This is a genomic window from Flaviaesturariibacter aridisoli (assembly GCF_004343705.1).
GTDB classification, from domain to species: domain Bacteria; phylum Bacteroidota; class Bacteroidia; order Chitinophagales; family Chitinophagaceae; genus Flavisolibacter; species Flavisolibacter aridisoli.
In genome coordinates, this window is sequence record NZ_SKFH01000010.1 from 1 (window position 1) to 22,146 (window position 22,146).

The window sequence follows — 22,146 nt, forward strand, 5'->3', positions numbered from 1 at the left end:
AGAGGCTGTCTAAAATTAGTTAGTTGGTTTTCAGTATGTCTGGTTTGAGCTGAGCCAAAAGGAAAAAGGGCGTCTTGCTTGCTGATAGAGAGGTGAACAAACATTGGTTACAATGCAAACTCTGTATCAGGTGCCTGACGCCCTTTGGAATAAAGTAGCTACAATATTTGAGCCGAAGGTGCGGCGGCGCAAGCATTCCCTTCAACTGATCTTCAGCGGCATCATTTATCTTTTGAGCAACGGCTGCAAGTGGCGCTCGCTTCCGCCGCAGTACGGCGATTACCGCCTGGTATGGTACTACCTGAACAAGTGGGCCCGCTACGGACTGCTGGACCGGGCGCTATACCTGGTGGGCATTCAGCTGCGGCGCCGGCAAGGCAGAAGCGGCGAGCCTTCGATGCTGCTCATTGATGCCCAGTCGGTAAAAACCGTGGCCGGCACAGGCGACGAGGTGGGTTATGATGCGGGCAAAAAGGTAAAGGGAAGAAAGCGCCACCTGGCTGTGGACACCCAGGGCACCGTCATTGCCGCCGGCGTTACTTCCGCTTTTGTTCATGACAAGACCGGGGCGCGCGTGCTGCGCGATGATGTGGAGGACCGCCCTTCGGTGCGCACTATTGTCGCCGACGGCGGCTACGACGGACCACCGGCTTTTACCGCAGGAGGCAGGATCCGGTGGGTGCTCATTCAGCGCAGACACTCCAACCGCTTCTCCCCCCTTCCTGTCAGATGGGTGGTGGAAAGAATCTTCTCCTGGTTGATCAATTACCGAAGACTCGCCAAGGACTATGAAAAAACTATCGTTATGTCCCGCGCCATGCTCCTGATGAGCGCCATCCACATAACCCTCAAAAAACTAATGACTTAAATTTAGACAGCCTCTAAACACTTTAAACCCCTTCGTCATCCTTAGAAGGCAATTAAATCCGGCCCTGTTTTGGGATATATGGCGCAAAATTGCTATTTTGAACAGGTGACCGCACATTGCGGGCGCTTAAGGAACGAACTAGCTTGCTTCCGGGCAGCCCCAGGGGTGCCGCCGGCCGGGAGCACATTGCGTTTTGGGCTATATTTGCGCCTTAAGGTTCTTCAGTAAGTATTCTTTAAAAAACACATGGTCAATATCATTCTTTTTGGGCCTCCGGGAAGTGGAAAAGGTACGCAGTCAGACAAGATCGTCGCCCGGTTCGGGTTGGTTCACCTGTCTACAGGAAACCTCCTGCGCCAGGAAATCGCCGATAAAACGCCGCTGGGCCTCGAAGCCCAGAGCTTTATGGATAAAGGTCAGCTCGTGCCCGACGAGGTAGTGATCGGAATGATCGACACCTGCCTCGAAAAGAACAGCGAGGCCAAAGGCTTCCTTTTTGACGGCTTTCCGCGCACCGTGGCCCAGGCCGAAGCGCTGGACAAACTCCTTTCGCTCCGCAAAACCGCGATCAGCAAAGTGCTGGCCCTCGACGTGTCGGAAACCGAGCTGGTGCGCCGCATCGTGGAGCGCGGCAAGATCTCCGGCCGCCCCGACGACAACGAGGAAACCGTGATGAAGCGCCTCCAGGTGTACCGCAACGAGACCGAGCCCGTGGCCGCCCACTACGCCCAGCTGCAGAAGGTGGAGCACATCCCCGGCGAAGGCTCGGAAGCCGAGATCTTCGAAGCCCTCTCCGGCCGCATCGCCCCTTTTTTTTTAGCTAAAGTCGAAGAATAAAACACCCTTTCCTGGGCGTCATTGCGAGGGAGCGCAGCGGACGAAGCAATCGCATACACCTCGACGCAGAGGTATCATGTGGCGGCAGACCGGCCAGTTTCAGATTGCTTCGTCGACACACCTACCGGTGCGTCTGCTCGCAATGACGGTTTAAATGTGATTCATGGAGAATAAGCTCGCCTTTCTGAAGGATCAATTCGTTCCGCTGCTCCAGCAGATCCCCTCCGATACGCTTCCGCATTGGGGCAAGATGACGCTGCAGCAGATGGCCGAGCACTTCAGCGACTACGTCCGCATCGCCTCGGGCAAGACGATCGTGCGCGAGCTTGTAACGCCCGCCGATCAGTTGCCCCGGGCGCAGGCCTTCCTCCAGAGCGATAAGCCGTTCAAAGAAAATACACCCAACCCGCTGATGCCCGAAGTGCCCGCGCCTGTGCGGCACAGGACCATCGGCGCCGCTTTTGCCGAACTGCAGGAGGAACTGGACGACTTCGTGCACCGCTTCGAAGCCAACCCACACCTGCTCACGCTCAACCCCTTTTTCGGCGAACTCAATTACCAGATGAACGTGCAGTTGCTGTACAAGCACGCCGTGCACCATTTGCGGCAGTTCGGCGTGACGGTGGCATAATCTGCAAAGGTGACTAGTCTGCTAATAGCCAAAGGCGTCGCGCAAGCGACGCCTTTGGCGTCATTGCGGGCGCAATGACGGGCATTCGCCCGTCGCCATCCGGCTACCAACCTTCTAAACCCAATCTAGACCTTCCTGAACCTTTTCCCGCATTATCTTGCAACCCTCATCTATTGGCTATATGAAAAAACTTGAGAATTATATCTCCGGCAGCTGGGTCACCGGCGACGGCGACGGGCAGGCCCTGTACGACGCGGTGAACGGCGAGGCCATCTACTCCGCCACCACCAAGGGCCTCGACTTTGCTTCCGTGCTCGACTACGGGCGCCGCGTGGGCAACCCTGCCCTCCGCAAGCTCACCTTCCACGAACGCGGCCGGATGCTGCGCGCCCTGGCGCAGTACCTGATGGGCCGCAAGGAAGAATTTTACGCGCTCTCCTACCACAGCGGCGCCACCCGCGCCGACTCCTGGATCGATATCGAGGGCGGCATCGGCAACCTGTTTGCCAACGCCTCGCTGCGCCGCAAGTTTCCCGACCTCCCCTACTGCACCGACGGCGAAGCCATCGGCCTGTCGAAGGGCGGCACCTTCATGGGCCACCACATTCTCGTTCCGAAAGAAGGCGTGGCGCTGCACATCAACGCCTACAACTTCCCCATCTGGGGCATGCTCGAAAAGTGCGCCGTCAACTGGCTGGCCGGCATGCCCGCGGTGGTCAAGCCCGCCTCCATCACCTCGTACCTCACCGAAGCGGTCGTGCGCGCCATCATTGAATCGGGCATTCTCCCCGAAGGCGCCCTGCAGCTGCTTTGCGGCTCCGCCGGCGACCTGCTGGAGCACGTCACCGCGCAGGACGTGGTGACCTTCACCGGCTCCAAAAGCACCGGCCTCCTGCTGAAAAGCAACAGGCGCATCCTGGAAGAAAGCGTGTCCTTCAACATGGAAGCCGACTCGCTCAACTGCATCGTGCTGGCCCCCGACGTAAAACCCGGTTCGCCCGAGTGGGAGCTGTTCATCAAGGAAACCCGGAAGGAGATCACCGTCAAGGCCGGCCAGAAGTGCACCGCCATCCGCCGCATCTTCGCCCCCGACGACGTGCTCGAAGACGTATACATCGCCCTCGGCAAAGCCCTTTCGCAAACGCCCATCGGCTCGCCGCGCAACGAAAAGGTGCGCATGGGCGCCCTCGCCTCGCTGGGGCAGCGCGAAGAGGTGCGCAACAACGCGCAGAAGCTGCTGGCCACCGCGCAACTGGTTTACGGCTCGCTCGACTCCGTAGAACTACTGGACGCCGACGGTGAGAAGGGCGCCTTTCTTTCGCCCCTGCTGCTGCTGGAAAGCGATCCCTTCCGCAACGAGGCGGTGCACGACATCGAATGCTTCGGCCCCGTAAGCACCGTGATGCCGTATAAAGACCTCGACGAGGCCGTACGCCTCGCCAAGCGGGGCAAAGGCTCGCTTTGCTGCTCGATCGTGACGGCCGACAACAAGATCGCCACCGAGTTCGTGGTGGGCGCCGCCACGCACCACGGCCGCATCCTCGTGCTCAACCAGGAGTGCGCGAAAGAAAGCACCGGCCACGGCTCGCCCCTGCCCCTGCTGGTGCACGGCGGCCCCGGCCGCGCCGGCGGCGGCGAAGAGATGGGCGGCGTCCGCGGCGTAAAACACTACCTGCAACGCACCGCCATCCAGGGCTCGCCGACAACGATTACGGCGATTACACAGGTATACCAGCCCAACGCACAGGGCATCGACCCGGGCAAGCATCCCTTCCGCAAATACTACGAGGAGCTGCAGGTGGGCGACCAGATCGTGACCGGCAAGCGCGTCATCACCCCGGAAGACATCGACGCCTTCGCCGACCTCAGCGGCGACCACTTCTATGCCCACATCCGCGAAACCGACTTCACCGGCACCATGTTCGAACGGCAGGTGGCCCACGGCTACTTTATCATGAGCGCCGCGGCCGGCCTCTTCGTAGACGGCTCCGACCTCGGCCCGGTGCTGCTCAACTACGGCATCGACGAGCTCCGTTTTACAAAACCCGTTTACCCGGGCGCCGAGCTGACCATCCGTTTTACCTGCAAGGAAAAAGTGCCCCAGGACCAAAGGGAGGCCACCGACATACCGAAAGGCATCGTGAAATGGCTGGTGGAAATGCTCGACGAAACCGGCGAGCACGTGGGGATAGCCACCATTTTAACGATGGTAAAACGGAAAGACGCCTAACCGGATTTTGGCATTTCCCCAAAGCGCCGCGGCCCGAAATTGGATTAACTTCAGTTAAAGAACACCCATCATGAGCAAGGATATCATCAACGGCTATGTAGACGTAGAAACGCACAATGGCATTACGACCATCGAGTTCTTCCACCCCCAGAGCAACTCGCTCCCGCGCCGCATTCTCGAGGCCCTCGCCCACGAGATACACGCGGCCGGCACCGATAAGGACACCCGCGTTATCGTGCTGCGCTCCGGCGGCGACCGCACCTTTTGCGCCGGCGCCTCTTTCGATGAGCTGACGCGCATCGAAAACGAAAAGGCGGGCTTCGAGTTCTTCAGCGGCTTCGCCAACGTGATCAACGCCATCCGCAAGTGCGGCAAGCTGGTCATCGGGCGCATCCAGGGCAAGTGCGTCGGCGGCGGCGTAGGCCTGGCGGCCGCGGTGGACTATGCCATCGCCACCGACGGGGCCGACGTGAAGCTCTCCGAGCTCGCCGTAGGCATCGGGCCTTTTGTGGTGGGCCCCGCCGTGGAACGCAAGATCGGCGCCTCGGCTTTCAGCCAGCTGGCCATCGACGCCTCCATGTGGCGCAATGCCGAATGGGCCAAGCGCAAGGGCCTCTTTGCCGAAGTGCACGCCAGCACCGAAGGCATGGACGAATCGATCAGCCGCCTCGCCAACCAGCTTTCCCACAGCTCGCCCGAAGCCATGCGCGAGCTCAAGTCGGTCTTCTGGAAAGGCACCGAAGATTGGGACAACCTGCTCTGGGCCCGTGCCGAGATCAGTGGCCGCCTCGTACTCAGCCAGTTCACCAAAGACGCGATCGCCAAGTTCAAAGCGAAAGCGCAGTAAGCGCGGAGCGCAACGGTCCGTCATTGCGAGGCGGACGGCGTAAAGCGCCGGCCAACGAAGCAATCTTATTCACGTTCCGTCTGCAGCTAAGTGGCAGCAGACCCAGCGAGGGTAAGATTGCTTCGTCGACGCACCTATCGGCTCGTCTCCTCGCAATGACGTCTCATTATGATCCCCACCTTCCACGCCGATAACTTCCACGCGCTTTGCGACAGCGTAGCGGCGCGCGACGCCGGGCTGCAACAGGTGCTCCACAGCTGGGGCTACCCGCCGCTGTGGGTGCGGCCGGCGCGTTTCGCCACGCTGGTGCTCACGATCCTGGAGCAGCAGGTATCGCTGCAATCGGCCTACGCGGCGTATAAAAAACTGACCGACGCCATCGGGCTGCCTACGCCCCAAAAAATGCTGGCTATGACCAACGAGGAGCTGCGCGCCTGCTACTTCACGCGGCAGAAAAGCGCTTACGTGCGCGGACTTGCGGAAGCGATCCAACAGCGCAAGCTTTCCCTGAAATCACTTGAAACCTTGCCCGACGAAGCCGTGCGCGCGCAGCTCACCGCCCTCAAGGGCATCGGCGACTGGACCGCCGACATCTACCTGCTCCATTCGCTGCGCCGCACCGACCTCTTTCCCACCGGCGACATCGCCCTGATGAACGGCATCAAAATGATCCAGGGCCGGGGAAAGCTCACCAAGGAAGAAGCAATCGAATGGGCGGAGCCGCTGCGTCCCTACCGCTCCATCGCCACCATGATCGTATGGCATCATTACATCAAGGTGAAAAAGATCCGGATCCTGCACTAGCCCCCTGTCCCCCGAAGGGGGCACTCAGGTTGAAGTGTACTTCTACTAGCCGTCTTACATTTAGTTGTTACTTATTAAAAGGCCCGGATCGCTTTGCGATCCGGGCCTTTTCTATTCCCCCTTCCCTTCGGGAAGGGGTTAGGGGATGGGCACTTACATCAGCAGTCCGCCATCCACGTTCAGTACCTGCCCCGTTACATAGGCGCTTAAATCGGAGGCGAGGAACAGCGTTACGTTGGCGATATCGTCGGCGGAGCCGAAGCGGCCGAGGGGGATGCCGGATTTGTATTTGTCGGCCTGCTCACCTTCCTTGAGGTAGGAGGTCATATCGGTTTCGACGAAGCCCGGCGCGATGACGTTGCAGCGGATGTTGCGCGAGCCGAGCTCCTTGGCCACCGACTTCGAAAAGCCGATGAGGCCGGCCTTGGAAGCCGCGTAGGAGCTTTGCCCGGCGTTGCCCATCACGCCGATGACGGAGCCCATGTTGATGATGGAGCCGCTCTTCGCTTTCATCATCGGGCGGATCACCTGCTTGGTCATGTTGAACACGCTCTTGAGGTTGGTCTGCATCACGTCGTCCCACTGCTCGGGCGTCATGCGGAGCAGGAGGTTGTCTTTGGAAATCCCGGCGTTATTGACGCAGATGTCTACCGAGCCAAACTCCTTCACCACGTCGTTCACCAGTGCTTCGCAGTCGGCGAAGTCGCCGGCGTTGGAGCGGTAGGCCTTGGCGTTGACGCCGAGGGCCTTCAGCTCGTCTTCGAGGGCTTTGGCCTTGTCGGCGCTGCCTTCAGACACATAGGTAAACGCCACGTGCGCGCCCTGCTCGGCAAACTTGCGGGCGATGCCGGCGCCGATACCGCGCGCTGCGCCGGTAACGATGGCCACTTTGTTGGAGAGGAGTTTCATGGCGCAATGATACGAAAAAGCGGTTCGCGGCGTCAGGCAAGCGGCTTGCGAAGTACGACGCTGCCGCCGATGTCGGGGATGGGCACGAACGCCACGCCAACGGCAAGACCGTATTCCTCCACCGCCTTGCGGCAACCCGGGTATTCCTGGTTGTTGAAGTCGTGCACCATGATGGCGCCGCCCGGGACGAGGCGCGGGTAGAAGTGCTCCAGGCCGGCGCGGATCGGCTCATAGAGGTCGGCATCGAGGCTCACGAAGCAAAAGCGCTCCTCTTCGAGGCCGGCGAATGTTTCGGGAAAAAAGCCTTTACGCAGCACGCAGCGCTCGGGCTCCTGCAATTGCCGCAGCACCTGCGCCACCGACGTATCGGCGAAGCTTTGCGCGCCGGCGCCGAAGCCGCCCTCCTGCTCGCGCTGCACGTCGCGCGCGTCGAAGCCCGTGAAGGTGTCGAAGAGGTAAAAGCGGCGCGCCGGGAAGGCCTGGGCGATGTATTTCGCGAAGCCGCCCTGGTACACGCCGAGCTCCGCTACGGCGCCTTCGGCACGATCGAGCTCCTGCGCCAGCAGCTCCAGCGTCGCTACCCGCACGTAGTCGAGGCGGTGCAGGGGGAAGCGTGGGGCCCGACCCAGGTACTCAAGTCCCTTCGTGAGGTACAGGTTCTTCCGGGCCAATAACCCGCTTACATAATGGTAGATCCGCTGAAGCACGCTGCAAATAACGAAAAACGGTTCATCTTTGGCCACACACCTCCATGAACCTTAAAAGCTTTCTGCGCAGTCTGTCCTGGCTGGTCGTGCTCAACGTCCTGGTCAAGCCGCTATGGGTGTTCGGCATCGACCGCAAGGTGCAGGTGAACGTAGGGCATGAACGGTACGGCACCTACTTCGCCATCCTCAACCTGGCCATCATCCTGTCCATCATTGCCGATGCCGGCCTGACCAACATGCTCAACCGCCGCCTGGCCTTGCAGCAGCGTGTTTCCATCCGGCGTCTCGTGCTGCTGAAGTGCGGGCTGTCGGCGCTCTACTTCGCCGCGCTTTGCCTCATCGCCTGGCTGACGCGCTTTCACGACTGGCCGCTGATTCTGCTTACCGGCGCCCTGCAGCTTGCTTCTTCCTTCCTCCTCCTGTTCCGCAACATGGTCACCGGCTACCAACAGTTCCGCGCCGATGCCTGGCTTTCCATTACCGACAAAAGCGTAACGATCCTGCTCTGCGCACCGCTGCTGTACCTGCCGCTGGCCAGCCGCTTTTCGCTCGAAACGTTCCTGTGGATTCAGTTGGGCAGCACGCTGCTGGCGGTGGTCCTCGCCGCCTTCATCGCTGCGCGCCACCACGAAGCACCCGCCGAAAGAACGGGCTACAGCGACCTCTTCCGGCAGAGCGCGCCCTTCGTGCTGCTGATTCTCCTCATGAGCGTGCATACCCGCCTCGATGCTTTCCTGCTGGAGCGGATGCATCCGTCCGGTGCGCTGCAGGCCGGCATCTATGCCGCGGCCTACCGCCTCCTCGACGCCGGCAACACGGTGGGCTATATGACGGCGGCCTTCCTCGTGCCCTTTGCGGCGCGGCACCTCGCCGACAGGCCCCTGATCGACAGCACGACGCTGCGGCTGCGCCACGGGCTGCTCCTGGCTGCTGGTGGCTTTGTAGCGCTCTGTTCCGCCTTTGCCCCGCAGATCATCGCCCTGCTTTATCATACCGACGATGCCTACACGGCGCGGGTGCTGGTGGCCTGCGTGGCCGTGCTGCCCGCCTATTACGGCATCCATATTTACGGGTCGCTGCTGACGGCGGCGGGGCGCTTCCGCTTTTTCAACGGCGCCGTGCTGGGCAGCGTGCTGCTCAACACGGCGCTGAACCTATGGCTCATCCCGCGACTCGGCGCGCTCGGCTGCTGCTATGCGGCGCTGGCCAGCCAGTATGCTTGCGCCGCGACCCTGTTCGTGGGCGCGCAGCAGCATTTCGCCCTGCGCCTGCACCCGGTATCGCTGCTCGCCTGCGCCCTACTCGGCACCGCCGGATACAGCGTCGGACGGCTGCTGCTGCACGAGCAGCCGGCGCCGCTGTTTTGGTGGCTCAACGCCGCTATTGCCGCCAGTTTGATTATGTTTGTGCTCTTTACATCGGTCCGTGGAAAGCGGCCCTCATCCTGACAATTGCCTTTCATGCCTGACTTCCTGACTCTCTTCCGGCGCTGGTGGAAATTGATCGCCGGTCTTGTGCTGCTGGTGGCCGTCGTTACCGCCGGCGTGCTGCTCACCCTCGAGCGCCAATACCTCGGCTCCGTCACGGCGCTGCCCGCCACGGCCGTCAACTTCGACAAGTCCAAGATCTTCAACGAAAACATCCAGGGCCTCTACTCCTCGCTCGGCGGCCCCGACGACATCGACCGCATCCTCGGCACCGCCGCCCTCGATACGATCTTCTTCCAGCTCATTGCCGAAAACAACCTCATTGCGCATTACAAGCTCTCGGGCGCGAAGCTGCCGCAGTACCAGGCCATGAAGGAGCTGCGCGAGAACGTAGACGTTTCCAAAGACGAATACAACCAGCTCCGCATCCGGGTGTGGGACCGCGACAAGTACCTCGCCGCCTCGATGGCCAACGCGCTGTTCGAGAAGTTCCAGAAGATGCACCAGCGGCTGCAAAGCGCTTCCAACGAGCGCGTGCTGGGCAACCTGAAAGAACACTATGGGGCCCTGCAGACCGAGTTCCTGCGCGGCACCGATTCGATGCAGCACACCGACGCCGCCCGCCGCCAGCTGCTGCAGGTGCGCAACGACGCCATCGTGAAAGAGCTGTCGGATTACGAGCGCCTCATCAACGAATACACGCTGGTGGTGAATACCAAGCCCAGTGTGCTGTTGCTGGTAGAAGCCGCCCGTCCCGGGTTCCGTCCCGAGCGGCCGAAGCTGCTGCCGCTGTTCGCCATGGCCTGCTTCACGGCGCTGGTGTTCGCCATCCTGCTCGTTCTCTTCCTGGAAAGCCGCAAAAAAGACTGACATGCACGCGGCGCTGCGCAACCGGTTGTTCGTCGGCTTCGGGATCCTGTTCGTGCTGGTCGCCGCATGGGCGATGTACCTCACGCAACCCCTGTTGCTGGTGCTGCCGTTCGGGCTGCTGTACTTCCTGTGGGTATGCCACGACCCGTTCGTGCTGTTCTGGACGCTCATCGCCTTCCTGCCCTGGTCCATCGAGTTCAACTTTACGCCCAGCCTCGGCACCGACCTGCCCACCGAGCCGCTGATGCTGCTCACCTCTTTCTCCATCCTTTGCTTTGTGCTGTACCACCGCCGGCGGCGCCCGCTCGAGGGGCTGGGTCACTCGCAGCTTTTCTTGTTCCTCCTGCTGCAGGCCGCCTGGTGGGGGGTGTCGGCCTACTGTTCCACCGACTTCGGCCTCTCGCTGAAATACTGCCTGGCGAAAGGCTGGTACTTCGGCGCCTTCCTGTTTGCACCCTACGTGTTGTTCCGCGACCCCAGGAACCTGGTGCGCACGGTGCAGCTGCTTTGCGCGTCGATGTTGCTGTTGGTGGCCCGTGCGTTGTTGCTGCACGCCGGCACCGGCTTTTCGTTTACCAGCGTCAACGCGGCCCTGTACCCGCACTTCCGCAACCACGTCAATTACTCCTCGGTGCTGGCCTGCATCATCCCGATGCTGGTGGCCGGGCACCACTTTGCCCGCAGCCGTGAGCGGAAAAAACTGATGAAGGTGCTCATCGGGGTGGCGCTGGTGGCCATCGTGCTCAGCTATGCGCGTGGCGCCTGGGTAGCCCTGGTGGCGGGTGGGATCGTATTTCTACTGATGCGCCGCCGCCTGCTGATGCCGGCCTTCTTCCTGGTGCTGCTCGGCGCCGGCATCGGGGTATACTGGCTCACCTCCAACCAACGCTACATGCGCTTCGCGGGCAACTTCAACACGACCGTGTTTCATACCGATTTCCAGGATCACCTGCGTGCTACCTACCAGTTCAAAGACCTCTCCAACGCCGAGCGTATCTACCGCTGGATCGCGGGCATGCACATGGTGCGGGAGCACTGGGCTACCGGCTGGGGGCCCAACACGTATGTGATCAATTATAAGAAGTACACGGTGCCCGCCTTCAGGACCTGGGTGAGCGACAACCCCGAGAAGAGCACCATCCACAACTACTACCTGTTCACCACCATCGAGCAGGGCTTCGTAGGATTGCTCCTGCTGCTGCTCGTTACGGGGTACGCGTTCTACGTGGCGCAGAAGGTGTACGTGCGCTCGTCCGACCCGCTCTGGCGCGCCGCCGCCGCCGTGGCCGGCGTAGTGCTGATGATGGAATGCACCGTGAACCTGATCAACGACCTGGTGGAAACCGACAAGCTGGGTAGCCTGTTTTACCTCTCCCTCGCCACGCTCATCGCCGCCGAAGTGCGCCTGCGTCAGGAGCGCACGTCGAGCGCATCCCGGAGCCCGTTTCCTACGAGGTGAAATGCCAGCACCAGCAGCATGATGGCAAAGCCCGGTGCGAGGGCAAGCATGGGATTGTTGGTGATGATGAAATTGTAGTTCTCCTTGATCATCAGGCCCCAGCTGGGCATCGGCGGTTGCACGCCTACACCGAGAAAGCTCAGTCCCGCTTCGAGCACTATCGCGGAGGCGAAGTTGGAGGCGGCGATGACGAGGATCGGGCCGGTGATGTTGGGAAGGATGTGGCGGAACAACGTGCGGAAGTGGCTGAAGCCCAATACCCGCGCGGCTTCCACGTAGGGCAGCTCCCGCGCCGCCAGCACCTGCCCGCGTACCAGCCGCGCCACGTTGACCCAAAGCGTTAGCCCTACGGCGATGAACACCTGCCAGAAGCCCTTGCCCAGAAGCAGCGTGATGGCGAACACCAGCAGCAGCGTAGGAATGCTCCACAATACGTTCACCAGCCACATGACCACCACATCGGTGCGCCCGCGGAAGTAGCCGGCCAGCGCCCCCAAAAAGGTGCCGATGGAAAGAGACAGGAGCACGGTCACGAGGCCCACACACAAACTGACCCGTGTGCCGATGATGAGTCGGCTCAGGATGTCGCGGCCATACTTGTCGGTGCCGAGAGGAAAGCGCTTGAAGCGATAGGGCTTCGTGAGGACGTCGCTCCGGGCATAGGTACGGTTTTCATAAAGGCCGTCGTCCACATACTTCTCCACCACGATGGAGTCGCCCTCGCTGTGTGACTGCCCGATCGGCACGTAGTCGTAGCGGTCGGGAACGCCGTAGAGCAGGCGATGCAGGGCGCCCGCGGGCGGCGGCGGGGGCTGCTTGCGTACCAGCAGGAAGCTTTGGCCGAAGCCGGGCTTGTTGCCGCCGATCTCGAGAATGATGCGGTTGGCATTGGGCGAAGCGTCGGGGGCCAGGTAATAGGCAAAGATCGCCACGAACACGGCGACGCCGATGAGGACGAGGCCGGCCAGGGCGCTCTTGTTGCGCCGGAAGCGGCGCCACACCGGTCTTCGCTCTGTGGGGGTCGGACTGCTCATGAAACCTGAAGTTAGGGCACCGCTCCCTTTATCCGGCAGCACACATTAAAGCACACCCGGAGAACGCCGTACAGAGCCACACGCTACCGCACTTTTCTTCCCTTCCATTCGTACTTCCCCACCTGGCTCAGCGCGCCTACGAAGACGGTATAAAGGATGTGCAGCGGCTGCATCCATGGAAACCATTTCAGCAAATGGGCTTGTCCGAAAAAGCGTGCCACGGGAGCGAGGAACCGTAGTTCTACAATCGTCTTCAGTACCAGCAGGAGCAGCAGCGGCAGCAGGCGCGCCGCATCCCAGAAGGAAGCAATAGCCGTCACTACAAACCAGAGGTTGAAGGCGTATACGAGCAGCAGGGCGCCGAAGATCCGCTTGTCGTCGTATTGCGCCGACTTGGAAGCCCAGCGAACGCGCTGCTTCCAGAAGGCGCGCCAGCCCGGTGCGGGATCGGTATCCACGATGGCGTCGGGGTGCATCCGGTAGTGAATTTTGCCCGGGTGGCGCAGGGCGATCTTGTGCATCAGCAGGAGGTCGTCGCCGCTCGCTACGTGGTCGATGCCGGCGAAGCCGCCTGCTTCGAGGAAGGCTTCTTTACTATAGGCCAGGTTGGCGCCATTGCACATGCTGTGAAAACCGCTGGCGACCGAAGCCGCGGTGATACCCTGGAGTGTCAGGAAGTCGAGCGCCTGGAAGCGGTCGCACAGCGTTCGCAGGTGCTGGTAGCGCACCGGTGCCGCCACAAACGCCGCGCGTTCGCTGGAAGCTGCAAAGTGGCGTAGCCACAGAGGTCCGGGCAGGCAGTCGGCATCGGTGGTCACGATCCAGGGGCCGTGCGCCGCGTTGACGCCCTGGGTGATGGCTGCCTTCTTTCCTTCCACGCCGGGCGGCAGCCGGAGCACCCGCACGTTTCCGCCGGCGGCTTCGGCGATGGCCGCCGTGCCGTCGGAGGAATGATCGTCGAGCACCAGCACTTCGAAACATTCAGCGGGGTATTGCTGGGCGAGCAGGGCTTCCAGCAACTGCGGGAGGTGCGCGGCCTCATTGCGTGCGGGCACCAGCACGGTAAAAAAGGTCGTTGTTCCGGAGTTCAGTTCTTCCGGCGCCACGCCCTTCCACCCGTGCCGGTAAAAACCGATCAACGCCGCATAGCATCCGCCTATTACCAAACCACTTAGCCAGAAGATCATTAAAATTTTTTTTGCCCGGGCGTCCAATATATTTGAAAAGCGCTTAAATTTACTTAGTTGCATAAACAACTGTATGCCAAACAACCAATTCCGCAAAGGCGAGCTGTATAGTTTCATCACGGGGAAGGCCTCCACGGCCATTGCCCGCCGCCTGCAAAAGAAGTTCAACCAGCACGAGCTTCCGCTCACCATCGAGCAATGGAGCGTGCTGTATCACCTTTGGAAGGATGATGGTTTGAGCCAGCAGGAATTGTGCAACGCCACCTTCCGCGACAAACCGAGCATCACGCGCCTTATCGACAACCTCGAGAAAGCGGGCTTTGTGAAACGCGTGGGCGATGAGAACGACCGGCGCATCAACAAAGTGTTTGTCACGAAGGCGGCCGCCAAATTGCAGGAACAAACCATGCAGCTGGCCGAGGAAACGCTCAACGAAGCCCTCGAAGGCGTACCATCCGACCAGATCGACATGGCGAAGACGGTGCTGCAGAAAGTATACGACAACCTGAGTCAATGAGTAATGAGTAATGAGTAGGTTGGTAGGTGCCAGGTTACCGATAAACAAATAGACTAATTAACTAATAAACACTCAGACATGGAAGCGACGCAAACAACCCTCAAGGGCGGTGAATGGCTGATCCGGGAAAGCGAGCCGGCTGCAACCTTCATTCCCGAGCAATTCAGCGAAGAGCAGCTCATGATCCGCGACATGTGCAACCAGTACCTCGACACCGAGGTGTTCCCCATCCTCGACCGCATCGACGACATGGAGCCCGGGCTCATGAAGTCGCTGGTGCAGAAGGCCGGCGGGCAGGGCATGCTGGCCACGTCCTTCCCCGAGGAATACGGTGGTCTCGGCAAGGACTTCATCACGTCCACCATCGTCAACGAATACCTGGGTGCGGGCCACTCCTTCTCGGTAGCCATCTCGGCCCACACCGGCATCGGCACGCTGCCCATCCTGTACTTCGGCAACGAAGAACAAAAGCAGCGCTACATCCCGAAGCTGATCTCCGGCGAGTGGACGGGTGCCTACGGCCTCACCGAGCCCAACAGCGGCTCCGACGCGCTGGGCGCCAAGACGACGGCCCGTCTCAGCGACGACGGCAAGTACTATATTCTCAATGGCCAGAAATGCTGGATCACCAACGGCGGCTTTGCCGACGTATACACCGTGTTTGCGAAAGTGGACGGCGACAAGTTCACCGGCTTTATCGTGGAGCGCGGCTTTGAGGGCTTCACCCAGGGACCTGAAGAGCACAAGATGGGCATCAAAGGTTCTTCTACCGTACAACTCTATTTCCAGGACTGCAAGGTGCCCGTGGAGAATGTGCTCGGCGAGATCGGCAAGGGCCACAAGATCGCCTTCAACATCCTCAACATCGGCCGCCTGAAGCTGTGCGCAGCAGCGCTGGGTGGTGCCAAGCGCGCCATCACCACTTCGGTGGAATACGCCATTACCCGCGAGCAGTTCAAGACCGCCATCGCCAACTTCGGTGCCATCAAGCACAAGCTCGCCGAGATGGTGATCCGCACCTTCGCCTGCGAAAGCGCCCTGTACCGCACCGCGGCCTGGATCGATGAAAAGGAAAAGGAAGCGCTCGGCGAAGGCAAGCCTTTCAACGATGCCCTCCTCGGCGCCGCCGAAGAATACGCCATCGAATGCGCCCTGCTGAAAGTGCACGGCTCCGAAACGCTCGACTTCTGCGTGGACGAAGGCGTGCAGATCCACGGCGGCAACGGCTTCTCGGCCGAGTACAACATTTCGCGCGCATACCGCGACTCGCGCATTAACCGCATCTACGAAGGCACCAACGAGATCAACCGCCTTCTCTCGGTAGATATGACACTGAAGCGCGCCATGCAGGGCCGCCTCGCCATGATGGGCCCGGCCATGAAAGTGGGCCAGGAGCTGCTGGCCATCCCCGACTTCGGCGAGCAGGACGAAACGCCTTTCGCCGCCGAGCGCAAGCTGATCGAAGGCTTCAAGAAGGCCATCCTCCTCACCGCCGGCGGTGCCGCGCAAAAGCTGATGATGAAGCTGGAGCGCGAGCAGGAGCTCCTGATGAACATCGCCGATATGTCGATCGACACTTTTGTAGCTGAAAGCCTGCTGCTGCGCGTGCAGCGCCTGGAGCAGGAAGGCAAGGCCACGCAACTGCACCGCGACATTGCCGGCGTCTACCTCTACGACGCCGCCGACCGCATTGCCAAAGCCGGTAAAGATGCCATCAACGCTTTCGCCGAGGGCGACGAGCAGCGCATGATGCTGATGGGCATCCGCCGCTTTACCAAAGCCCAGTCGTACAACAGCAAAGAAGCCCGCCGCCGCATCGCCGATGCGCTCATCGCGAAGCAGAAATACTTTCTTTAGTTTGGTTATGGTTAAAAAAGAAGAAGCCCCGCAATTGTGGGGCTTTTTTCTTACCGCAGGTCCACATGTTTGGAGGCTACTTCTTCTCCAAAAAAGATGGTCGCTTTCCGGTTGAAATCTTCGGTTGAATCCGTTGTATAAAAGATGCGATCTTTCTCTTTCGTCAGCCGGGTTTCGATCTCCGGGTGCCTGTTCAGGTAATCCTGGAGGCTCTCCGCGACGATATCGCCCTGCGCCAGCACCCGGACGCCTTCGGGCAGGTATTGCTTAATTTTATCGAGCAACAGCGGGTAGTGTGTGCAGGCCAGCAGCAGCGTATCCACCTCGGGGTTTTGCTCCAGCACATGCGCCACGTGGCGCTTCACGAAATAGTCGGCGCCGGGGCCACCGTGCTCATTGTTTTCGATGAGCGGCACCCACATCGGGCAGGCCTCGGGCACTACACTAAGGCCTGGGAAAAACTTTTCGATCTCGATCTCGTACGACTTTGATTGCACCGTGCCGTGGGTGGCCAGCACGGCGATGGCACCGCTTTCGGAGTAGTTGCCCACCACTTCGGCCGTTGGGCGGATCACGCCCAGCACGCGGGCCCTGGGGTCGAGGCGGGCGAGGTCGGTTTGCTGGATGCTGCGCAAGGCCTTTGCCGATGCCGTGTTGCAGGCCAGGATGATCAGCGGGCAGCCCTGTTGCAACAGCCACTCCACGCACTGCAGCGTGTAGCGGTACACCGTTTCGAAGGAGCGGTTGCCGTAAGGCGCGCGCGCATTGTCGCCGAGATAGAGGTAGTCGTATTGCGGCAGCCGGTCTACAAGCGTACGCAGCACTGTGAGGCCGCCATAGCCGGAATCAAAAACACCGATGGGAGACATGGAGCAAAGCTACGGAAAGGCATCGTGAGCCGTCAGCCGTCAGCCGTGAGCCCGCAAGGCGCAAAAAAAGATCGGATGCCAAAGGCATCCGATCTTTTTATCAGGCGTCAGCATTCACGGCTCACGCTTCACGAAACTTATTGCTTCCCGCCGGCTTTGGGCTTCGGGGCAGCGCCGCCGGTGGCAGGAGCAGCGGCGGGGTTACCGGCGCCCTGGGGCAGCTTGATATTGAGCTTGCGGGCCACGAGCAGGATCATGTCGTCCCCTTGGGGCGCTACGATCAGGTTTTCCTTGCTCAGCACGTAGGTGTAGTTGTTTTCTTTGGCCACCGCGTTGATCGCAGCGTATACTTTGCGCAGCACGGGCTCGAGCAGGCTGTTCTTCTTGTTCTCGTAGGCCTGGCCGGCGAGGCTTTGCCAGTTCTGGAGGGTACCGGCGAGCTGCTGGAGCTCTTCACGCACCTGGGCGCGGACGCCGGCATTGGGGTAGTTCTTTACCGAATCGGCGCCGTTCACCATGCTGTCTTTGCGCTGGAATTCACCGAGGTAGTACTGGTAGCGGGTGGCCAGGGAGTCCATTTGGTATTTCTGCAGGAGGGTGTCTACGCGACCGAGTTCCGGCATCAGGCTCACTACTTCGTCAACGCTGATATAACCGATCTTCTGGGCAGAGGCTTGCGAGGCGCCCAGAAGCGAAAAGAGGGCGATCAGGAGAAAAGAGATCTTCTTCATGTTTGTGGTTGTGTGATTTATACTATGAGGGGTGGCGGAGAAGCGGGGTTGTGCGTCCCTTCCGTTTTTGCGTTTATTTAATTACGTACACCCAGCTCGCGAAGCACTTCGTCGCTCTTCTCCAGCTTGGGGTCGGCAAAGATAACAGTTATTCCCTCGCTTTTGTCGAGGATGAAATCGTAACCGCGCTGCACAGCCACCTTCTGAACGGCGCTGTAAACCTTGTCCTGCACGGGTTTGATCAGTTCCTGGCGCTTCTTGAACAGGTCGCCTTCGAAGCCGAAGCGCTGGCGCTGCAGCTCGCGGAGCGCCTTCTCCTTGTTGAAGATCTGGTCCTCGCGCTTCTTGCGCAGGTCTTCGCTCAGCATCACCTGCTCGGCCTCGAAATCCTTGTACATCTTGTCGAGATCGGCCTGCAACCGGTCAATCTCCTTCTGCCAGCCGGCAGCGATCCCATCGAGGTTTTGCTGCGCGGCTTTGTACTCCGGCATTTTGTCGAGGATGTACTTGGTGTCGATCACGGCATAGCGCTGCGCCTGGAGCGAGGCGGCGGCCATGAGGCTGCAAAAGGCCAACACAATAAATTTCTTCATGATCGCGGAAGCTTGTTTAGGTGAAAGGATCGTTATTCTGGTTCGAAGCCCAGCATGAAGGTGAAGCGGCTCGCATTCTTGATGCTGCGGTCGGCCGGGTTGAGGCGGTCGAGGCCCACACCGTAATCGAAGCCGAGCATACCGAACATCGGCAGGAAGAAGCGCATACCCACACCCACGCTGCGGCGGAGGCGGAAGGGATTGTACTCCTTGAAGTTGTTCCAGCCGTTGGCGGCGTCGAAGAAGGTCAGCCCATAGATCGTGCTGCTCTGGTTGCGCACCAGCGGGTAGCGCAGCTCGAGCTGGTACTTGTTGAAAATCGTGAAGTACGAGCCGGCTTGCGAAAGGTCGGGGTTCACCGACGGGTCGGGCTTGTCGAACACCGGGTAGCCGCGCAACGACACCACGTCGTAGCCGAGGATGCCGTAGCTGTTGGTCAGACCGTCGCCACCGAGCTGGAAGCGCTCGAAGGGTGAGAAGTCGAGCTTGTTGGTGTAGCGGCCCATGAAGCCGTACTTGGCAGCCACCTTCAGCACCAGCTGGCGGTTCTTCTCGGCGCCGCCGGGTCGGCCGATGGGCACGAACCACTCGGAGGTAAAGCGCCACTTATGGTACTCGGGGTTCTTGTAAGGGTTGCCCGAGGTGATGATGCTCTTATCGAACAGCGAATACGGCGGGGTGAACTGCACCGAGGCCACCATGTTGGAGCCGCCCGTGGGATATTGCGGGTCGAACACCGAGGAGCGCTGCAGGGCCAGCTTGAACGAAATGTTGTTGGCGGTACCGTTGTTGAAGCCGAAGCCCGAGAAGGCATAGTTCTTCAGCTTGTACTGCGTGTAGTTGATCGAGTAAAGAAGGCTGAAGTAGTCGTCGGGCCACTTGAGCTGCTTGCCGAGCGATACGCCTACACCGATCGTGCGCAGGTATTGCTGGCTGGCAAGGGTCTTGTCGTAGAAGCCGGCCGACGAATACAGGTTGGCGAACTTCGAATTGTAGAACGAGATCGTGAAGGGGTTGCGCTTCTTGCCGCCCAGCCAGGGCTCGGTGAACGAGAAGTTGTAGGAGCGGTAGGCCGCGCCGTTGCTCTGCACGCGGATCGACAGCTTCTGTCCGTCGCCCGATGGCAGCGGATCCCAGGTCGACTTCTTCAGGATGTTGCGGATCGAAAAGTTGTTGAAGGTAACACCGAGCGTACCGGTGAGGCCCACGCCACCGCCCCAGCCGGCAGAGAGCTCGAGCTGGTCGGAGGATTTTTCCTCGAGGTTCCAGTTGATGTCCACCGTACCGTCGCTCTGGTCGGGCACCACGCCGGGGTTGATCTTTTCCTGGTTGAAGAACTGCAGCTGCGCCAGTTCGCGCTGCGAGCGAATGAGGTCGGAGCGGCTGAACTTCTCACCGGGCACGGTACGCAGCTCGCGGCGGATGACATAGTCTTTCGTCTTGTCGTTGCCGTAGATATTGACGTTCTTGATCGTCGCCTGCGGACCTTCCACGATGCGGATCTCGTGGTCGATGGTATCGTTATAGATAGAGGTTTCCACCGGTTCGGCGCGGAAGAAGAGGTAGCCGTCGTCCATATACAGGGCCGAAATGTCGCCGCCGTCGGCGGAGAGTTCCTTGCCCACGCGCTTATTCAGCAGGCCGAGGTTGTATACGTCGCCCTTGCCGATGCGGAGCACCGACTGCAGGATCGAGTCGCTGTACTTCGTGTTGCCGCGGAAGGTGATGTTGCCGAAATAGTAGCGGCGGCCTTCGTCCACCTTGATCTCCACGTTCACGCTGCCGTTGGGCAGGCGAGTAAGGGCGGTGTCCACGATCCGGGCATCGCGGTAGCCGAGGGCGTTGTAGTAATCGAGCACCTTCTCGAGGTCTTCGTGGTACTTTTTCTCGTCAAACTTGGCGTTGCCGAACAGCTTGAGGCGGATGTAGGGATCGAGTACCGCCTTCGTTTTGGAGGGCGACAGGAAGCCCCAGTCTTTCAGGTATTCGCTGAAGGTGATCTTTTCGTTGGAGCCGAACTTGCCGGGTGCTTCCTGCGGGTGCAGGGTGAGCTTGCCCATTTCCTTCGTGCCTTTCATTTCCTTTTTCAGGCGCAGGTCTGAGGCGGCTTCGTTGCCGTAGAAGTTGACCGAGTTCACCTTTACCTTCTGGCCTTTGTCAACAATGAAGGTGAGGATGTTGGAGTTGACCAGGGCCGGGTCGGGACGCTCTTCGATGCGCACCTTTACGTACTGGTAGCCTTTGGCGGCGAAATATTTCCGGATCACGTCGAGGGCGATGCGGCGGGTATTTTCGGTGATGATGGTGGAGCGCACAAGCCCGACCTTGTCTTTCAGGTCGTCGGCTTCGGTCTTTTTAACGCCCACAAAGCTGAAGTTGCCGAGGCGCGGGCGCTCCTGGAGCGCCAGCTCGAGGTCGATGACGTCGCCTTCAAGCGAGGTGATGTAGATCTGTACGTTCGAGAAAAAGCGCTGGCGCCACAGGTTCTGGATCGCTTTGGCAAACACGTCCGAGCCCGGGATCATGATCTGCTGCCCCACCTGCAGACCGGAGATCGACAGGATGATGGAGGTGTCGAGGGTCCGGATGCCCGTTACGTGGATCGTGCGGATGGTGTAGGGCTTCGGGCGTCCTTCTTCGATGTTCTGCAGGGTCGGGTCTACCGACGTGGGCCGGTGGCTCGTGTCCGGTACCTGGGCATGCAGGAGTGTGGCCGTCGTGCAAAAACACAGGGCCAGGAAGAGAAAACGAAGAAGAAAATGGCGCATAAATGAGGATTCAGTCAGACGAGAAGCAGTGTACAGTCGCTTTGGGCGGCAAATTAAAGGGAAATTTGGTAGCTATTTGTTAAAAGGAAGCCCGTCCCGGGCGGGTTTTGAACGTTTTCAGTTCCGTGTTTTACATTCCTTGCCCTCGCCTTTGCAACGCGCAAAGAGAGCGGGACCTTCCTGGGTGACAAACCCAAAACGCAAAACCTAAAACGTTTACGTTTTCACCTGCTCGCCCGTTTTACCAAAGCGGCGCTCGCGGCCCTGGTAGTCGAGGATGGCCTCGTAGAGGTTTTCCTTCCGGAAATCGGGCCAGCGTACCTGGGTGAAATAGAGTTCCGCGTAAGCGAGCTGGTAGAGCAGGAAATTCGAGATCCGGTACTCGCCGGAGGTGCGGATCATGAGCTCGGGGTCGGGGAAGGCGCTGGTGGTGAGGTATTGCTGCAGCGTGTTCTGGTCGATCTCCTCTACCGCGAGGCGGCCCTGCTTCACCTCCCAGGCGATGTTCTTGACGGCGTTGAGCAGTTCCCAGCGCCCGCTGTAGCTGAGCGCCATCACGAGCTGCAGGCCCGTATTGTCTTTGGTGATGTCGAGCGCTTCCTGTAGTTCGCGCTGCGCGTAGGCCGGAAGCATCTGGAGGTCGCCGATGACGTGCAGCTTGATGCCGTTCTTGTGCAGGCTTTCCACCTCGTTGCGGATGGTGGTCACCAGCAGCTCCATGAGGCCCACCACTTCGTATTCGGGACGGTCCCAGTTTTCGGTCGAAAAAGCATAGAGCGTGAGGTAGCCCACGCCCAGCTCGGCGCAGCCCTCCACGATGTCGCGTACGCTTTCCACGCCGTGGTAGTGGCCAAAGAGGCGGTCTTTGCCCTGCTCCCGGGCCCAGCGGCCGTTGCCGTCCATGATAATGGCGATGTGGCGCGGCAGGCGCGTTTTATCGATCTGGGCGAGGAGCTCTGACATAGGGGAGCGAAAATACGAATCCTCGCGGACGCCGCAAG

20 protein-coding genes are annotated in these 22,146 nt (G+C 60.2%); 11 read left to right on the top strand and 9 right to left on the bottom strand.

Features of this window, described 5'->3' with window-relative positions:
- Positions 1-112: 112 nt before the first annotated feature.
- The 6 genes from E0486_RS08070 to E0486_RS08095 all read left to right on the top strand — a co-directional run bounded on the left by E0486_RS08070 (position 113) and on the right by E0486_RS08095 (position 6,217).
- Positions 113-868 carry an IS5 family transposase gene (locus E0486_RS08070; RefSeq protein WP_131851649.1) on the top strand — a complete coding sequence of 252 codons (756 nt, stop codon included), beginning with the start codon at positions 113-115 and terminating at the stop codon, positions 866-868.
- A gap of 246 nt (positions 869-1,114) precedes the next feature.
- A complete protein-coding gene (locus E0486_RS08075; protein WP_131851650.1) occupies positions 1,115-1,705 on the top strand; it encodes an adenylate kinase in 591 nt (196 codons plus the stop codon).
- Between the two features lie 163 nt (positions 1,706-1,868).
- Positions 1,869-2,336 carry a hypothetical protein gene (locus E0486_RS08080; protein ID WP_131851651.1) on the top strand — a complete coding sequence of 156 codons (468 nt, stop codon included), beginning with the start codon at positions 1,869-1,871 and terminating at the stop codon, positions 2,334-2,336.
- Positions 2,337-2,517: 181 nt separating this feature from the next.
- Positions 2,518-4,566 carry a phenylacetic acid degradation bifunctional protein PaaZ gene (gene paaZ / locus E0486_RS08085; protein WP_131851652.1) on the top strand — a complete coding sequence of 683 codons (2,049 nt, stop codon included), beginning with the start codon at positions 2,518-2,520 and terminating at the stop codon, positions 4,564-4,566.
- 70 nt (positions 4,567-4,636) lie between these two features.
- Positions 4,637-5,413 carry an enoyl-CoA hydratase/isomerase family protein gene (locus tag E0486_RS08090; RefSeq protein WP_131851653.1) on the top strand — a complete coding sequence of 259 codons (777 nt, stop codon included), beginning with the start codon at positions 4,637-4,639 and terminating at the stop codon, positions 5,411-5,413.
- A gap of 168 nt (positions 5,414-5,581) precedes the next feature.
- On the top strand, positions 5,582-6,217 hold the full coding sequence (locus E0486_RS08095; RefSeq protein ID WP_131851654.1) for a DNA-3-methyladenine glycosylase family protein: 636 nt from the start codon (positions 5,582-5,584) through the stop codon (positions 6,215-6,217).
- Between the two features lie 153 nt (positions 6,218-6,370).
- Here E0486_RS08095 and fabG read toward each other — a convergent pair whose 3' ends face one another.
- Positions 6,371-7,126 (bottom strand): 3-oxoacyl-[acyl-carrier-protein] reductase, encoded by a 756-nt coding sequence (gene fabG / locus E0486_RS08100; RefSeq protein WP_131851655.1) that lies wholly within the window; start codon positions 7,124-7,126, stop codon positions 6,371-6,373.
- A gap of 32 nt (positions 7,127-7,158) precedes the next feature.
- Entirely contained in the window at positions 7,159-7,833 is a 675-nt protein-coding gene (locus E0486_RS08105) for a TylF/MycF/NovP-related O-methyltransferase (RefSeq protein WP_165917242.1), read from the bottom strand.
- A gap of 44 nt (positions 7,834-7,877) precedes the next feature.
- On the opposite strand from E0486_RS08105, the gene E0486_RS08110 reads away from it, so the two are divergent.
- Genes E0486_RS08110 through E0486_RS08120 form a run of 3 tightly spaced genes read left to right on the top strand, consistent with a single transcriptional unit; the run spans position 7,878 to position 11,589 of the window.
- Positions 7,878-9,281, top strand: coding sequence for an oligosaccharide flippase family protein (locus tag E0486_RS08110; RefSeq protein WP_131851657.1), 1,404 nt, complete (start codon positions 7,878-7,880; stop codon positions 9,279-9,281).
- A gap of 12 nt (positions 9,282-9,293) precedes the next feature.
- Positions 9,294-10,130, top strand: coding sequence for a GumC domain-containing protein (locus tag E0486_RS08115; protein WP_131851658.1), 837 nt, complete (start codon positions 9,294-9,296; stop codon positions 10,128-10,130).
- Position 10,131: 1 nt separating this feature from the next.
- On the top strand, positions 10,132-11,589 hold the full coding sequence (locus E0486_RS08120) for an O-antigen ligase family protein (RefSeq protein WP_131851659.1): 1,458 nt from the start codon (positions 10,132-10,134) through the stop codon (positions 11,587-11,589).
- Here the strand turns inward: E0486_RS08120 and E0486_RS08125 are convergent.
- Positions 11,541-12,623, bottom strand: coding sequence for an ABC transporter permease (locus E0486_RS08125; protein ID WP_131851660.1), 1,083 nt, complete (start codon positions 12,621-12,623; stop codon positions 11,541-11,543). The genes E0486_RS08120 and E0486_RS08125 overlap by 49 nt on opposite strands.
- Positions 12,624-12,706: 83 nt before the next feature.
- Positions 12,707-13,810 carry a glycosyltransferase gene (locus E0486_RS08130; RefSeq protein WP_165917243.1) on the bottom strand — a complete coding sequence of 368 codons (1,104 nt, stop codon included), beginning with the start codon at positions 13,808-13,810 and terminating at the stop codon, positions 12,707-12,709.
- 73 nt (positions 13,811-13,883) lie between these two features.
- Here E0486_RS08130 and E0486_RS08135 point away from each other — a divergent pair, with 73 nt between their 5' ends.
- Together E0486_RS08135 and E0486_RS08140 are read left to right on the top strand one after the other, a co-directional pair.
- Positions 13,884-14,327, top strand: coding sequence for a MarR family winged helix-turn-helix transcriptional regulator (locus tag E0486_RS08135; RefSeq protein WP_131851662.1), 444 nt, complete (start codon positions 13,884-13,886; stop codon positions 14,325-14,327).
- Positions 14,328-14,405: 78 nt separating this feature from the next.
- Positions 14,406-16,184, top strand: coding sequence for an acyl-CoA dehydrogenase family protein (locus E0486_RS08140; protein WP_131851663.1), 1,779 nt, complete (start codon positions 14,406-14,408; stop codon positions 16,182-16,184).
- 50 nt (positions 16,185-16,234) lie between these two features.
- Here E0486_RS08140 and murI read toward each other — a convergent pair whose 3' ends face one another.
- The 5 genes from murI to uppS all read right to left on the bottom strand — a co-directional run bounded on the left by murI (position 16,235) and on the right by uppS (position 22,108).
- Positions 16,235-17,053: a glutamate racemase gene (murI, locus tag E0486_RS08145; RefSeq protein ID WP_131851664.1), complete on the bottom strand. Its 819-nt coding sequence runs from the start codon at positions 17,051-17,053 to the stop codon at positions 16,235-16,237.
- A 137-nt stretch (positions 17,054-17,190) separates the two neighbouring features.
- A complete protein-coding gene (locus tag E0486_RS08150; protein ID WP_131851665.1) occupies positions 17,191-17,784 on the bottom strand; it encodes an OmpH/Skp family outer membrane protein in 594 nt (197 codons plus the stop codon).
- 77 nt (positions 17,785-17,861) lie between these two features.
- Positions 17,862-18,377 carry an OmpH/Skp family outer membrane protein gene (locus E0486_RS08155; RefSeq protein WP_131851666.1) on the bottom strand — a complete coding sequence of 172 codons (516 nt, stop codon included), beginning with the start codon at positions 18,375-18,377 and terminating at the stop codon, positions 17,862-17,864.
- A gap of 32 nt (positions 18,378-18,409) precedes the next feature.
- Positions 18,410-21,145 (bottom strand): BamA/OMP85 family outer membrane protein, encoded by a 2,736-nt coding sequence (locus tag E0486_RS08160; protein ID WP_131851667.1) that lies wholly within the window; start codon positions 21,143-21,145, stop codon positions 18,410-18,412.
- A 216-nt stretch (positions 21,146-21,361) separates the two neighbouring features.
- Positions 21,362-22,108 (bottom strand): undecaprenyl pyrophosphate synthase, encoded by a 747-nt coding sequence (gene uppS / locus E0486_RS08165; protein WP_131851668.1) that lies wholly within the window; start codon positions 22,106-22,108, stop codon positions 21,362-21,364.
- Positions 22,109-22,146 lie beyond the last annotated feature (38 nt).

What these genes read in the sequence shown, in the direction of transcription:
- murI (WP_131851664.1), bottom strand. Translation starts at nt 17,053, where the DNA reads ATGTCTCCCATCGGTGTTTTTGATTCCGGCTATGGCGGCCTCACAGTG.
- paaZ (WP_131851652.1), top strand. Translation starts at nt 2,518, where the DNA reads ATGAAAAAACTTGAGAATTATATCTCCGGCAGCTGGGTCACCGGCGAC.
- E0486_RS08075 (WP_131851650.1), top strand. Translation starts at nt 1,115, where the DNA reads ATGGTCAATATCATTCTTTTTGGGCCTCCGGGAAGTGGAAAAGGTACG.
- E0486_RS08125 (WP_131851660.1), bottom strand. Translation starts at nt 12,623, where the DNA reads ATGAGCAGTCCGACCCCCACAGAGCGAAGACCGGTGTGGCGCCGCTTC.
- E0486_RS08160 (WP_131851667.1), bottom strand. Translation starts at nt 21,145, where the DNA reads ATGCGCCATTTTCTTCTTCGTTTTCTCTTCCTGGCCCTGTGTTTTTGC.
- fabG (WP_131851655.1), bottom strand. Translation starts at nt 7,126, where the DNA reads ATGAAACTCCTCTCCAACAAAGTGGCCATCGTTACCGGCGCAGCGCGC.
- E0486_RS08095 (WP_131851654.1), top strand. Translation starts at nt 5,582, where the DNA reads ATGATCCCCACCTTCCACGCCGATAACTTCCACGCGCTTTGCGACAGC.
- E0486_RS08150 (WP_131851665.1), bottom strand. Translation starts at nt 17,784, where the DNA reads ATGAAGAAGATCTCTTTTCTCCTGATCGCCCTCTTTTCGCTTCTGGGC.
- E0486_RS08090 (WP_131851653.1), top strand. Translation starts at nt 4,637, where the DNA reads ATGAGCAAGGATATCATCAACGGCTATGTAGACGTAGAAACGCACAAT.
- E0486_RS08120 (WP_131851659.1), top strand. Translation starts at nt 10,132, where the DNA reads ATGCACGCGGCGCTGCGCAACCGGTTGTTCGTCGGCTTCGGGATCCTG.
- uppS (WP_131851668.1), bottom strand. Translation starts at nt 22,108, where the DNA reads ATGTCAGAGCTCCTCGCCCAGATCGATAAAACGCGCCTGCCGCGCCAC.
- E0486_RS08130 (WP_165917243.1), bottom strand. Translation starts at nt 13,810, where the DNA reads ATGATCTTCTGGCTAAGTGGTTTGGTAATAGGCGGATGCTATGCGGCG.
- E0486_RS08140 (WP_131851663.1), top strand. Translation starts at nt 14,406, where the DNA reads ATGGAAGCGACGCAAACAACCCTCAAGGGCGGTGAATGGCTGATCCGG.
- E0486_RS08110 (WP_131851657.1), top strand. Translation starts at nt 7,878, where the DNA reads ATGAACCTTAAAAGCTTTCTGCGCAGTCTGTCCTGGCTGGTCGTGCTC.
- E0486_RS08115 (WP_131851658.1), top strand. Translation starts at nt 9,294, where the DNA reads ATGCCTGACTTCCTGACTCTCTTCCGGCGCTGGTGGAAATTGATCGCC.
- E0486_RS08135 (WP_131851662.1), top strand. Translation starts at nt 13,884, where the DNA reads ATGCCAAACAACCAATTCCGCAAAGGCGAGCTGTATAGTTTCATCACG.
- E0486_RS08070 (WP_131851649.1), top strand. Translation starts at nt 113, where the DNA reads ATGCAAACTCTGTATCAGGTGCCTGACGCCCTTTGGAATAAAGTAGCT.
- E0486_RS08155 (WP_131851666.1), bottom strand. Translation starts at nt 18,377, where the DNA reads ATGAAGAAATTTATTGTGTTGGCCTTTTGCAGCCTCATGGCCGCCGCC.
- E0486_RS08080 (WP_131851651.1), top strand. Translation starts at nt 1,869, where the DNA reads ATGGAGAATAAGCTCGCCTTTCTGAAGGATCAATTCGTTCCGCTGCTC.